Annotated in this window: 15 protein-coding genes and 1 tRNA gene; 5 read left to right on the forward strand and 11 right to left on the reverse strand. The window is 56.0% G+C overall.

Annotated features, from left to right (window positions below; translation table 11 throughout):
* Positions 1–149: 149 nt before the first annotated feature.
* A complete protein-coding gene (locus ACB496_RS17940) occupies positions 150–1,328 on the reverse strand; it encodes an acetyl-CoA C-acetyltransferase (protein WP_100779055.1) in 1,179 nt (392 codons plus the stop codon).
* A 94-nt stretch (positions 1,329–1,422) separates the two neighbouring features.
* Positions 1,423–2,289, reverse strand: coding sequence for a LysR family transcriptional regulator (locus tag ACB496_RS17945; RefSeq protein WP_371973179.1), 867 nt, complete (start codon positions 2,287–2,289; stop codon positions 1,423–1,425).
* Positions 2,290–2,392: 103 nt separating this feature from the next.
* On the opposite strand from ACB496_RS17945, the gene ACB496_RS17950 reads away from it, so the two are divergent.
* Together ACB496_RS17950 and ACB496_RS17955 are read left to right on the forward strand one after the other, a co-directional pair.
* Positions 2,393–2,851, forward strand: a complete 459-nt coding sequence (locus ACB496_RS17950; protein WP_371973180.1) for a multidrug/biocide efflux PACE transporter — start codon at positions 2,393–2,395, stop codon at positions 2,849–2,851.
* Between the two features lie 118 nt (positions 2,852–2,969).
* Positions 2,970–4,199 (forward strand): amino acid permease, encoded by a 1,230-nt coding sequence (locus ACB496_RS17955; RefSeq protein WP_123428598.1) that lies wholly within the window; start codon positions 2,970–2,972, stop codon positions 4,197–4,199.
* 37 nt (positions 4,200–4,236) lie between these two features.
* Here the strand turns inward: ACB496_RS17955 and ACB496_RS17960 are convergent, their stop codons facing one another.
* Positions 4,237–4,764, reverse strand: coding sequence for a GNAT family N-acetyltransferase (locus ACB496_RS17960; RefSeq protein ID WP_194512114.1), 528 nt, complete (start codon positions 4,762–4,764; stop codon positions 4,237–4,239).
* A 4-nt stretch (positions 4,765–4,768) separates the two neighbouring features.
* On the reverse strand, positions 4,769–5,239 hold the full coding sequence (locus ACB496_RS17965) for an Lrp/AsnC family transcriptional regulator (RefSeq protein WP_100779050.1): 471 nt from the start codon (positions 5,237–5,239) through the stop codon (positions 4,769–4,771).
* Positions 5,240–5,353: 114 nt separating this feature from the next.
* On the opposite strand from ACB496_RS17965, the gene ACB496_RS17970 reads away from it, so the two are divergent.
* A complete protein-coding gene (locus tag ACB496_RS17970; RefSeq protein WP_371973181.1) occupies positions 5,354–5,965 on the forward strand; it encodes a LysE family translocator in 612 nt (203 codons plus the stop codon).
* Between the two features lie 29 nt (positions 5,966–5,994).
* On the opposite strand, the gene ACB496_RS17975 is transcribed toward ACB496_RS17970, so the two are convergent.
* The 3 genes from ACB496_RS17975 to ACB496_RS17985 all read right to left on the reverse strand — a co-directional run bounded on the left by ACB496_RS17975 (position 5,995) and on the right by ACB496_RS17985 (position 7,473).
* Positions 5,995–6,267, reverse strand: a complete 273-nt coding sequence (locus tag ACB496_RS17975; protein ID WP_371973182.1) for a GNAT family N-acetyltransferase — start codon at positions 6,265–6,267, stop codon at positions 5,995–5,997.
* A gap of 10 nt (positions 6,268–6,277) precedes the next feature.
* Positions 6,278–6,508 (reverse strand): 4Fe-4S mono-cluster protein YjdI, encoded by a 231-nt coding sequence (gene yjdI / locus ACB496_RS17980; RefSeq protein ID WP_100779047.1) that lies wholly within the window; start codon positions 6,506–6,508, stop codon positions 6,278–6,280.
* A gap of 68 nt (positions 6,509–6,576) precedes the next feature.
* The gene (locus tag ACB496_RS17985; protein ID WP_371973183.1) at positions 6,577–7,473 is read right to left on the reverse strand and encodes a LysR family transcriptional regulator; all 897 of its coding nucleotides are present in this window, start codon (positions 7,471–7,473) and stop codon (positions 6,577–6,579) included.
* Positions 7,474–7,559: 86 nt separating this feature from the next.
* On the opposite strand from ACB496_RS17985, the gene ACB496_RS17990 reads away from it, so the two are divergent.
* On the forward strand, positions 7,560–8,345 hold the full coding sequence (locus ACB496_RS17990) for an NAD(P)H-dependent oxidoreductase (protein ID WP_371973184.1): 786 nt from the start codon (positions 7,560–7,562) through the stop codon (positions 8,343–8,345).
* Positions 8,346–8,382: 37 nt separating this feature from the next.
* On the opposite strand, the gene ACB496_RS17995 is transcribed toward ACB496_RS17990, so the two are convergent.
* Together ACB496_RS17995 and actS are read right to left on the reverse strand one after the other, a co-directional pair.
* Positions 8,383–8,456, reverse strand: a tRNA-Gly gene (locus tag ACB496_RS17995).
* Positions 8,457–8,536: 80 nt separating this feature from the next.
* Positions 8,537–9,232, reverse strand: coding sequence for an amidase activator ActS (gene actS / locus ACB496_RS18000; protein WP_100779044.1), 696 nt, complete (start codon positions 9,230–9,232; stop codon positions 8,537–8,539).
* A 210-nt stretch (positions 9,233–9,442) separates the two neighbouring features.
* Between actS and idi the strand changes: the two genes are divergently transcribed.
* Positions 9,443–9,994 carry an isopentenyl-diphosphate Delta-isomerase gene (gene idi / locus ACB496_RS18005; RefSeq protein ID WP_371973185.1) on the forward strand — a complete coding sequence of 184 codons (552 nt, stop codon included), beginning with the start codon at positions 9,443–9,445 and terminating at the stop codon, positions 9,992–9,994.
* 48 nt (positions 9,995–10,042) lie between these two features.
* Here the strand turns inward: idi and lysS are convergent, their stop codons facing one another.
* Both lysS and prfB read right to left on the reverse strand, forming a co-directional pair.
* The gene (lysS, locus tag ACB496_RS18010) at positions 10,043–11,560 is read right to left on the reverse strand and encodes a lysine--tRNA ligase (RefSeq protein ID WP_100779042.1); all 1,518 of its coding nucleotides are present in this window, start codon (positions 11,558–11,560) and stop codon (positions 10,043–10,045) included.
* Positions 11,561–11,569: 9 nt separating this feature from the next.
* Positions 11,570–12,668, reverse strand: a protein-coding gene (gene prfB, locus ACB496_RS18015; RefSeq protein ID WP_100779041.1) for a peptide chain release factor 2 whose coding sequence is annotated in 2 segments (ribosomal slippage) — positions 11,570–12,592 and positions 12,594–12,668 — 1,098 coding nt in all. Because the reading frame shifts where the segments join, the coding sequence is not laid out codon by codon here.
* Positions 12,669–12,712 lie beyond the last annotated feature (44 nt).

Here is a 12,712-nt window from a genome sequence, read left to right on the forward strand (position 1 = left end):
ACAAAAAGAGGATATTTGATCAGGATATGAAGTTTCTGGATTTTACTGGAGGCTTTAGAATCATCTCATAAACGTAAAAATAGATTTCAGGCGCACACAATAAAGCCTCCAATAAGGAGGCTTCTTAAGAGAGAACTATTTCAGTGCGGTTATCTTTCGATGGCGAGCGCCACGCCCTGACCGCCACCAATGCACAAGGTCGCCAGCCCTTTGCGGGCATTGCGCTTGGTCATCTCATGCACCAGCGAAACTAAAATACGGCAGCCGGAGGCGCCAATCGGGTGCCCAAGTGCAATCGCCCCACCGTTGACGTTCACCCGGCTCGGATCCCACTCCAGCATTTTCCCCACCGATATCGCCTGTGCGGCAAACGCTTCATTCACTTCAATCAGATCCACGTCGCTGAGCTGCCAGCCCGCGCGCTCAAGACAGCGGCGCGTGGCATATACGGGAGCGATGCCCATCAGGGCAGGATCGACGCCCACGCTGGCGAACGCTTTGATGCGCGCCAGCACCGGCAGATTCAGCTCTTCGGCTTTGCTTTCGCTCATCATCATCACCGCCGCTGCGCCGTCGTTGATCGACGAGGCGTTGCCCGCCGTCACCGAGCCGAGCGTTTCAAAGGCAGGATTGAGTTTAGCCAGCCCTTCCGCGCTGGCATCCGTGCGCGGCTGTTCATCCGTATCGATAATCAGCAGCTCGCCGTTGTGGCGCAGAGTGTCCACCGGCACGATTTCATCGCGAAAACGCCCTGAGTCGATGGCGGCACGCGCTTTTTGCTGTGAACTGAGCGCGTAGGCATCCTGAAGCTCTCGGCTGATGCCGTATTCCCGCGCCAGGTTTTCTGCGGTCACACCCATATGGTAATCGTTGAACGCATCCCACAGGCCGTCATGCACCAGGCTATCGAGCAGCTGGCTGTTGCCGAGCTGTGCGCCGGTGCGGCTGTCCGTCAGGACGTGCGGCGCGCGGCTCATGTTCTCCTGGCCGCCGGCGATGATCACATCGGCCTCGCCGCACTGGATCGCCTGCGTCGCCAGATGCAGCGCTTTCAGACCCGAACCGCAGACGTCGTTGATGGTGATCGCCGACACGGTATTCGGCAGCCCGCCTTTCAGTGCCGCCTGACGCGCAGGGTTCTGCCCGGCGCCCGCCGTCAGCACCTGGCCCAGGATCACTTCATCTATTTCATGGGCGGGAATTCCACTGCGTTCGACCAGCGCCCTGACGACCACGCTCCCCAGCTCCACCGCAGAATGGCGAGCCAGCGCGCCCTGGAAACAGCCGATTGCCGTACGCAACGCCCCCACGATCACGACCTCTTTCATCTCTACCTCTGCGCAAAATGACACCGCTGATAGTAGATGCATTGTTATCAACAATTAACGTAATTGTTTAAAAAAAGTGAGTTTTGTCACAGGATTAGCGCGCGTCCTGCAGATACTGGCGCAGCCAGCTTCCGGCAACGCCTAGCGGGCTTCGTTTGTTCCACAGAAGATCGATGGCGATGGTGCGCGGCCAGCCGGGAACGTTGATTTGTACCAGGCTTTTCGCCGCGGCAAACTCTTCCACCAGCGCACAGGGCAGCGCGCACCAGCCGAAGCCCTGCACCGCCATGCTGAGGAGCAGCAGATAGTTAGGCGCAGACCAGATGGGGCCGCGCACCTGGGTGGTTTCCCGTTCCAGATATGTGCTCAGCTGCAGTTCGCGCCAGCCGTGCAGCTCATCCACCGCCACACTCCCCTGCGCCGCAAGCGGGTGGCTGGTGGCAACATAGATCGCCATCTGGGTTTGCATCGGCAGGCGGATCACGCCGATCCCGGTAGGGTAAATATCGCGCGCTTCCGTAAGGCCGACCTGCGCACGCTCTTTTTGCAGCAGATCGATGACGTCCTCTTCCTCGCCAATCAAACACTCAAATTCCGTATGCGGAAAGCGCTTGTCGAACTGGATCATCAGATCCTCCAGCACGTCCGGGTTGAGCGTGTCCGAGAGCACAAAGGTCAGCCGCGCTTCCGTCTGGGCAGTCAGGGAGACGGCCAGTTCGTCCAGACGCGCACTGGCGGCCAGAATCGACTGCACGTAACCCAGCACCTGCTCGCCCTGTTCGGTTAACACCGGTTGACGGGCGGAACGGTCAAACAGGGCAAACCCCAGATCTGCCTCCAGATTGGCAATCGCGGTGCTGACAGTGGACTGGCTTTTACGCAGGCGTCGCGCCGCAGCGGAGAACGAACCGGTAGCCACGGTTTCGACAAAAGCGGTAAGGGCTTCGGGAGAGTAGCGCATGATGTATCTATTTTATCGATGGATAGTATCTTTTATATATCACAAATTACGATAAAAATAGGCCGCATCAACGCCCATTCCGGCGAATTCATGAGGTCAGGTTATGCAACACAATGTACAAAAACGAAAACTACCGGAGCGTATCTTCCACGCGGTGTGCTTCGAGGGGATTGCCACGGCAATTCTGGCGCCTACCGCCGCCTGGTTAATGCAGCGTTCGATGGTGGAAATGGGTGGACTCACCATCATCCTGGCGACCACAGCGATGGTCTGGAACATTATCTATAACTATGGATTTGACCGTTTGTGGCCCGTTCACCGCGTAACCCGCACGGCAAAAGTGCGTGCGCTCCATGCTCTCGGCTTTGAGTGCGGCTTTATCGTAATCGGGGTGTCGATCGTCTCGGCGGTGCTCGGCGTAACGCTGCTGCAGGCATTTACCCTGGAGATCGGTTTCTTCCTGTTCTTCCTGCCGTACACCATGTTCTATAACTGGGCGTACGACACGCTGCGCGAAAAAGTCATCAAGCGCCGCCAGCAACGACGCGCCCTGGCGAACTGATCCCTCTAAGGCCGGAACCCTCTTCCGGCCTGACCTGCGACGTCAACTGCGCCTTCAACGCATAATTATGGTAAATTACCCTCCTTTTTGTTCGTTTTATAGTTGATACGTTGCTCTAATGTCGAAAATTTGGTCAAAAGAAGAGACTCTCTGGAGTTTCGCCCTCTACGGCACTGCCGTGGGCGCAGGAACCCTGTTCTTGCCCATTCAGCTCGGCTCCGCAGGCGCGATTGTCCTGCTCATTACGGCCCTCGTGGCTTATCCTTTAACCTACTGGCCGCACAAAGCGCTGGCCCAGTTTATCCTGTCGTCGAACGCCAAAGGCAGTGAAGGGATCACCAGCGCGGTGGCGCACTACTACGGCAAAAAGATCGGCAACCTGATCACCACCCTCTATTTTGTCGCCTTCTTTGTGGTGGTGCTGATTTACGCCGTGGCGATCACTAACTCGATAACAGAACAGCTGGCGAAGCATCTGACCGTCGACACCACCGTGCGCGTGCTGGTGAGTCTTGGCGTGGTGATGGTGCTGAATCTGATCTTCTTAACGGGCCGTCATATCACCCTCAAGGTGATGGGTTTTCTGGTCTTCCCGCTGATCGCCTACTTCCTGTTTGTGTCCCTGTATCTCACCGGCAGCTGGCAGCCGTCGCTGCTGACCAGCCAGATGGCGTTCGATCAGCACACGCTGCACCAGGTATGGATTTCTATTCCAGTGATGGTTTTCGCTTTTAGCCATACGCCAATCATCTCCACTTTCGCCGTCGACAGACGTGAAAAGTACGGTGATGCGGCCATGGGTAAATGCAAAAAAATCATGAAGGTCGCGTACCTGATTATTTGCCTGAGCGTGCTGTTCTTTGTCTTCAGCTGCCTGCTGTCGATTCCGCCGTCGTACATCGTGGCGGCCAAAGAAGAGGGCGTGACAATTCTCTCGGCCCTCTCGATGATGCCATCTTCCCCGGCATGGCTGGGTATTTCGGGCATTGTGGTGGCGATTGTGGCGATGTCGAAATCTTTCCTCGGCACCTATTTTGGGGTCATTGAAGGGGCGACGGAGATCGTAAAATCGTCGCTGCATCAGGTGGGCATTAAGAAAAGCCGCGCCTTTAATCGCGCGGTATCGATCATGGTGGTGTCGTTTATTACCTTCGTGGTCTGTTTCATCAACCCGAACGCGATTTCGATGATTTACGCCATCAGCGGGCCTTTGATCGCCATGATTCTGTTCATCATGCCGACGCTCTCCACCTATCTCATCCCGACGCTGAAACCTTACCGCTCTTTCGGCAATCTGCTGACGCTGATCGTCGGCGTGCTGTGCGTGTCGGTCATGTTTGTCGGTTAGCCCTCATGAAAGCCCGGTGAGCGCTTCGCTTTCCGGGCTACACTTGCCGCGCTTTACGATAGAGTACATGCTCCGCGAGACGATGATCGGGGGCGAGCGCAGGATGCAAAAACTCGCCCTCTTTTATCATCCCCAGGCGTTTCATCAGGTTCTCTGACGGTGCATTCAACACCGAGGTAAATGAGACCACCTCGCTCAGCCCCAGCGTTTTAAAGCCATACTCCAGCGCCGCCGTGGCCGCCTCGTACGCCAGCCCCTGATGCCAGAACGGTTTTGCCAGACGCCAGCCAATCTCCGTGCAGGGTGAAAAGGCAAAACGGTCAGGCTGAGGGTGCAGCCCCAGACTACCGACAAACTCCCCCGTCGCGGTTAACTCAACGGCCCAGAACCCCCAGCCGCGTTCGGCGATGCCTTCTTGAAATCGCGCGGCAAGATTGTCGCTCTCTTCCCGCGTCAAGGTCGCCGGGAAAAATCGCATGACGTCGCTGTCGCCATTGAGTGCCGCAAAAGGGGCGAGATCTTCTGGCCTCCACTGCCGGAGCAGCAGTCGTGGTGTCTCTATCATCGGGTTATCCTTGTTTTAAGGTGTCGAGGGGGAATGGCCGATCCTGCACGACGGTTTTCATCACCAGCGTCGAGCGCAAATGCTGCACGCCAGGCATTGCCGATAATTTCTCATCGTACAGTTTCTGGAACGCGGGGAGATCGCGCGTGACCACATGCATTAAATAGTCAGGATCGCCGAACAGACGCTGCGCCAGCACGATCTGCGGGATCTCTTCCACCGCCGCCTCAAAGGCGCTGACGGCCCGCTTGTCGCCCTCTTTTAACGTCGCAAAAACAATCGCCACAAAATTGAAGCCCATTTTCGCGGGATCGAGATTTGCGCGATAGCCCGTAATCGCCCCGCTCTGCTCAAGGGCGCGCACGCGTCGGTGACAGGGCGAAAGGCTTAAGTTTACCCGTTCGGCCAGTTCCGTAAGCGACAGACGGCCATCCACCTGTAGCTCAGCAAGTATTTTTCGATCGATGCTATCCATTTAGAAGAGTTTCTCATTTTAGCCCTGTTTTCAGCATAACATTGGAAGCTCATTTCGCCTGGATGTCGATATTCTTTCTTTCCGCTAATGTCGTTTTGGAAGGGTGATCAAAGAATGGAAATGAGTATCGTCGTCGGGTTCTGGCTGGTCTCTTTTCTGCTGATAATGACGCCAGGCGCCGACTGGGCTTATGCCATCAGCGCGGGGATCAACGGGCGGCGCGTGGTACCGGCTGTGATGGGGCTGATGTCCGGGCATTTGCTGGCGACGGTTATTGTGGTGGCGGGTGTTGGGGTGTTGATCGCCGGGCATCCTCTGGCGCTGTCGCTGCTGACCGTCCTGGGAGCCGTCTATTTGCTGTGGCTGGGCGTGACGATTTTGCGCCATCCGGCCACGGTCAGCGCCACTGAGCAGCAGGACGGAAGCTGGAACCAGTGGGCGCTAAAAGGGCTTTGTATCAGCGGACTGAACCCGAAAGTGTTCCTGCTGTTTCTGGCGCTACTTCCGCAATTTACCGACCCCAAAGGCAGCTGGTCGGTGCCTGTGCAGATGTCCGCGCTGGCGATGATGCACCTGCTCACCTGCACGCTGATCTACCTGCTGGTGGGCTACGGTTCACGGGCGCTATTAGCCACACGCCCGCAGGCGGCGCGGGTGGTGGGCATGATTTCAGGTGGGGTGATGATGGTCATATCCGTCATTCTGATTTACGGACAGTTCAGATAAAAAAACACCGGCGGGAGCCGGTGCTGAAGTCAGGCGCGGATATCGTCGTATTCGCGCGTTTTATCAAACTCGTGTTTGGCGAACGGGCACAGCGGGATAACTTTGCGGTTATCCGCGCGCATTTTCTCGACCACTTTCGCCACCAGCTGTTTTCCTACGCCCTGCCCTTTCAGGCTGGCATCGACGTCCGTGTGCTCGATAATGCTCAGATGCTCCCCGGTCGGAACAAACACAATTTCAGCAACCTGATTCCCTTGTGCATCGTTGACGTAAAACTTGTTATGGCCTTCCAGAATATCCATGGTTCCTCGCTTATTTCTGGCGGTACTTCAGGGCACCGCTCGGGCAGGTATCAATCACTCTCTTGACCGTCTCGACATCCACTTCATCGGGGATGATCCACGGCTTACGCTTCAGATTAAACAGCTTGCTGCTGCCGCGCACGCAGTTTCCTGAGTGCTGGCATATCCCCGTATTGAAGTAGACATCGATCTTTTCCCCGGTATACGCCCGGTACCCCGCGTCCAGTAGATCCTTATCCATGACATTGCCTCTGTTATTGTTATGCGTTCGGGATAAGCATAGCGCTGATATCACGGGGTGACTATGGCTCAGCCGAGCTGTGTCATCAGCATCTGACGCAGCCAGACGTGGCCCGCATCGCGATGCAACCGTTCATGCCAAAGCATCAACATATCAAAGCCTTCCACCTCGACAGGCGGCGCTGAGACAGTTAATCCCGCCACATTACGCGTGAGCCTTTCCGGCACCACCGCCACCAGATCGGTTTTCAACAGCGCTTCGACCAGGAACAGGAAATGCGGCACCGACAGCACGACTTTTCGCGCCAGCCCGCTGCGGGCCAGCGCCACGTCAGTAGCAGCCCAGAAGCCGCCGCCATCCGGGGAAACTATCGCGTGTTCCAGCTGTGAAAACTGCTTTGCCGTGACGCCCGTTCGGAGCGCCGGATGGTCGCGACGGCCTGCCAGAACATAGCGCTCGCTGAAGATCACCCGCTGGTGTAGTGACGCGGGCGCCCCCTCCCGGGTATGAAAAATCAGATCGATATCGCCCTGCTCAGCCTGCCGCAAAATCCGCTGCGGATTAAGCTCATAAACCGCGAGGCGCGAGAGCGGCGCCGCCTGGCGGAGCGCTTCCAGCGCGGGCAGCAGGATTGCCGTCGCCATGTAGTCCGTTGCCGCCACGCGCCAGGTATTTTCCGATTTCTTTGGTTCGAATGATGCCGCCGGGGCGACCACCGACTCCAGAGCCGCCAGCGCCTGACGCAGCGGTTCCCGCAGGGCGTCGGCTCGGGCCGTTGGCCTCATCCCGCGCGGCCCCGGCAGAAGTAGCGGATCGTTAAAAACATCCCGTAACCGAGCCAGCTGGACGCTGACGGAGGGCTGGGAGAGGTTCAAGCGCCTCGCTGCCCGGGTCACATTCAGCTCGTCGAGGAGCACCTGCAACGTGAGGAGGAGATTGAGATCGAGCTGCGAGAAATTAATCATGGCAATACCTGTCATTGCGGTAATCAATTTTTACTATAACGGAGATTTCCCTATTCTGACGGGACTTTCTCTATCAGGAATCGCTCATGAATGTATTAATTGTCTTTGCCCATCCCGAACCCCGCTCGCTTAACGGACAGCTGAAAGATGAGGCTGTCAGACATCTGCAGCAGACCGGTCATCAGGTGCACGTTTCTGATCTCTATGGTATGAAGTGGAAGACCGTCCTGGATACCGATGATTCACTCGCCCCGTTGCGCGGTGAACGTTTTGACCCTTCCGTAGACTCCCGCTTTGCCTACGACAACGCCCAACAAGCAGCGGATATTGCTGCAGAGCAGGAAAAATTACGCTGGGCCGATGCCGTGATTTTCCAGTTTCCGCTGTGGTGGTTCTCAATGCCTGCCATCATGAAAGGCTGGTTTGACCGGGTGTACGCCAACGGTTTTGCCTACGGCGTGGGCGAGCACAGCGACCACCACTGGGGCGATCGTTACGGCGAGGGGAATCTGTCCGGTAAACGCGCGATGCTGCTGGTCACCACCGGCGGCTGGGAATCGCACTACGCTCCGCGCGGCATAAACGGTGCTATCGACGACATTCTGTTTCCAATCCAGCACGGGATGCTTTTCTACCCAGGCTTTACGGTGCTGCCGCCAATGCTGATTTACCGCACCGGGAAAACCGACGACGCGAAGTATGCCGGTTACCGCCAGCAGCTGACTGACAGGCTGGACAGTTTGTGGCACACAGCGCCGCTGAATTATCGTCGTCAGAACGCCGGAGATTATGAGATTCCTGCGTTAACACTGCGTCCGGACCTTGCGAAAGGAAAAACGGGACTGGGAATACATTTGCAGGACAGTGATTGATGCTGGTGTGAGTGTTTTGAACCGGGTGGGGTAGAGCTGGAGCGGGCGAAGGGAATCGAACCCTCGTATAGAGCTTGGGAAGCTCTCGTTCTACCATTGAACTACGCCCGCTTTGAGGTGCGTAAGGCATTATAGACCTTACGCATGTTCACACAAGCCTCCCGACTGCTAACCGGTGAATAATTAACCGCTTAGCATTTCGGTTTGCTGCCCTGCGCCGGAAGGTAGCGCTGGGGATCAATCGCCGTTGCGCGATAGCGAATCTGGAAATGCAGCGCAACGGAACTGGCTCCCGTGCTGCCCATGGTCGCGATTTTCTGTCCGGCTTTTACGTTTTGTCCGTTATTCACCAGCAGCGTATCGTTGTGCGCGTAAGCGGTAATATAGTCCTCACCGTGCTTAATCATGATCAGGTTGCCGTAACCGCGCAGCTGATCGCCCACGTAAACCACCTTCCCTGCACCCGACGCATAGACTGGCGTTCCGCGCGCATTCGCAATATCAATGCCTTTGTTGCCACCTTCGGCGGTGGAGTACGGCATAATCACTTTCCCACTGGCAGGCCACACCCAGCAGCGTTGCCCGACTGGCGGCCAGGACGATTGCGGCACCGCATAAGACGGCGTCACTTTGGCGGTTTTACCTTTCGAGGAAGAGGATTTTTTCGCCGTCGAGCTACCGCTATTGAGCCTGAGCTTTTGCCCTATCTCGATGGTATAAGGTGCAGAAATATTGTTCAGGCGAGCCAGGTCTTTCACGCTCGTTCCGGTTGAGCGCGAAATTTTATAAAGTGTGTCGCCGCGCTTAACGGTGTAGACCGCGCCGGAGTAGCTTCCCGAATCCGCTGATTTACTGCCCGAACAGCCTGCCAGCATGAGCGTCAGCATCAGGCAAAAAAGGGCAATCAGGGGATTTCTTGTCAGGCTTCCTGCAAACAAAGCGGCTCCTCGGTCAGCGTAAATGGCGTCCTATGATAGCAGCCTGAATTCTGTTGCCAATCTTTGCTGCAAAGACTCTTTCCGCATTCAGCATACAAGCCGCCAGCCAAAGAGTGAGGTATAATGTTGCCATCCCGTCGTTCGGGTACTGGAGTCGGAATGAGCACACAAGAACACGTCATTTTGGTTAACGCCCAGGGAGAGGTCATCGGCACTCAGGAAAAGTATGCCGCCCATACATCGCATACCCCTCTGCATCTGGCTTTCTCTTCGTGGTTGTTTAACACCCAGGGGGAGTGCCTTGTCACACGTCGCGCCCTGAGCAAAAAAGCCTGGCCCGGCGTCTGGACCAACTCCGTCTGCGGCCACCCGCAAACCGGCGAACGTACCGAACACGCGCTTATTCGCCGCTGTCGGTATGAAATTGGCGCCGAAATCACAGATCTGACGCCCATCGCGCTGGATTTTCGTTACTGCGAAACAGACCCCTCAGGGATCGTCGAAAACGAAATTTGCCCGGTGTATGCTGCAAAGCTGGTCAGCCCGCTGAATCTCAATCCCGATGAAGTGATGGCGGTTGAGTGGGTTGCTCTGGAGTCGCTGTTCCACGCTGTCGGCGCGACGCCGTGGGCCTTTAGCCCATGGATGGTGTCGCAGGTCGCCATCGCCCATAAAGCGCTCAGGCAGTTCGCCGCCGAGCTAAGGTCATAAAAAAAGCCCCAACGCGATGAACGCCGGGGCTTTTTGCATCTCAGTGACTTATTTTACCGGGCGCATCGCCGGGAACAGAATCACGTCGCGGATGGTGTGGCTGTTGGTGAACAGCATGACCATACGGTCGATACCGATACCCAGACCCGCCGTTGGCGGCAAGCCGTGTTCCAGCGCGGTCACGTAGTCTTCGTCGAAGAACATCGCTTCGTCGTCGCCTGCAGCTTTCGCATCAACCTGATCCTGGAAGCGCTGCGCCTGGTCCTGCGCATCGTTCAGCTCGCTAAAGCCGTTACCGATTTCGCGGCCACCGATGAAGAACTCAAAGCGATCGGTGATTTCCGGGTTTTCGTCGTTACGACGTGCCAGCGGAGAGACTTCTGCCGGATACTCAGTGATGAAGGTTGGCTGAATCAGGTGCGCTTCGGCCACTTCTTCGAAGATCTCGGTCACGATACGGCCCAGACCCCAGCTCTTCTCAACTTTAATACCGATGCTGTCAGCGATAGCTTTAGCGGAATCGAAGTTATCCAGATCGGCCATGTTGGTCTCTGGACGGTACTTCTTGATGGCTTCGCGCATGGTCAGTTTGACGAACGGCTTACCAAAGTCGAACACTTCGTCGCCGTAAGGCACTTCAGTGGTGCCGAGAATATCCTGCGCCAGGGTACGGAACAGGGACTCGGTCAGTTCGATCAGATCTTTGTAATCTGCGTAGGCCATATAGAGTTCCATCATGGTGAACTCTGGGTTATGGCGAACGGAGATGCCTTCGTTACGGAAGTTACGGTTGATTTCGAACACGCGTTCGAAGCCGCCAACCACCAGACGTTTCAGGTACAGTTCCGGCGCGATACGCAGGTACATGTCCAGATCCAGCGCGTTGTGATGGGTGATGAACGGACGCGCAGACGCGCCGCCAGGGATCACCTGCATCATTGGCGTTTCAACTTCCATAAAATCACGGCCAACCATGAACTGACGGATACCCGCCATAATCTGGGAACGGATTTTGAAGGTTTTGCGGGATTCATCGTTAGAGATGAGATCCAGGTAACGCTGACGGTAACGCGCTTCCTGATCCTGCAGACCGTGGAATTTATCCGGCAGCGGACGCAATGCTTTGGTCAGCAAACGCAGTTCGGTACAGTGGATAGACAGCTCGCCCGTCTTGGTCTTGAACAACTTGCCTTTCGCACCCAGGATATCGCCCAGGTCCCACTTCTTGAACTGCTCGTTGTAGATGCCTTCTGGCAGATCGTCACGGGAAACGTACAGCTGAATACGGCCGCCGACGTCCTGTAAAGTCACGAAAGACGCCTTACCCATCACACGACGAGTCATCATGCGGCCTGCAACGGACACTTCTACGTTCAGCGCTTCCAGCTCTTCGTTTTCTTTCGCGTCGAAGTCAGCGTGCAGCTGGTCTGAGGTATGATCGCGACGAAAATCGTTCGGGAATGGGATACCCTGCTCACGCAGTGCAGCCAGCTTCTCGCGACGGGTTTTCAGTTCGTTATTAAGATCGACTACCGCGTCAGTGCCCTGTGCTTGTTGTTCAGACATGTTGGTTCCTCATAACCCTGCTTTCAAACTTGCTTCGATAAATTGGTCCAGGCTGCCGTCCAGCACCGCCTGCGTGTTGCGGGTTTCAACCCCGGTACGCAGATCTTTGATACGGGAGTCATCGAGGACGTAAGAACGAATCTGGCTGCCCCAGCCGATGTCAGATTTGTTATCTTCCATCACCTGTTTCTCAGCATTCTTCTTCTGCATTTCCAACTCATAAAGCTTCGCTTTCATCTGCTTCATGGCCTGGTCTTTGTTCTTATGCTGCGAACGGTCGTTCTGGCACTGTGTCACCAGTCCGGTTGGAATGTGGGTGATACGCACCGCAGATTCCGTACGGTTAACGTGCTGACCACCCGCACCGGATGCGCGGTAAACGTCGATACGCAGATCGGCCGGATTGATTTCGATGTCGATATCATCTTCCACTTCCGGATAGACAAACGCGGAGCTGAAAGAGGTATGACGACGGCCACCGGAATCGAACGGGCTTTTACGCACCAGGCGATGAACGCCCGTTTCGGTACGCAGCCAGCCGTAAGCGTAATCACCGATGATTTTGATGGTCACAGATTTAATACCCGCGACTTCACCTTCAGACTCTTCAATGATTTCGGTTTTGAAACCGCGCGCTTCTGCCCAACGCAGATACATACGCATCAGCATGCTCGCCCAGTCCTGGGCTTCTGTCCCGCCAGAACCGGCCTGGATATCGAGATAGCAGTCGGCGTTGTCGTACTCGCCAGAGAACATGCGGCGGAATTCGAGCTGCGCCAGTTTATCTTCCAGCACGTCGAGTTCGGCGATGGTTTCGTTAAAGGTCTCTTCGTCGTCGGCTTCGACGGCTAATTCCAGCAGGCCGGACACATCTTCCAGCCCCTGAGACATTTGATCCAGGGTTTCAACGATCGCTTCGAGGGAGGAACGCTCTTTACCCAGCGCCTGTGCGCGTTCAGGTTCGTTCCAGACGTCGGGCTGTTCCAGCTCGGCGTTTACTTCTTCAAGACGCTCTTTCTTGGCATCGTAGTCAAAGATACCCCCGAAGAACGCTGGAGCGCTCCGTGAGGTCTTGAATGCGGTTTTTTACCGGATTAATTTCAAACATGGTCTTTTTTCTTTATTGGACTAGTCAAAATGCGGTGATAAGAG

The sequence above is a fragment of the Lelliottia nimipressuralis genome (assembly GCF_041464075.1).
In the GTDB taxonomy this organism is placed as follows: domain Bacteria; phylum Pseudomonadota; class Gammaproteobacteria; order Enterobacterales; family Enterobacteriaceae; genus Enterobacter; species Enterobacter nimipressuralis.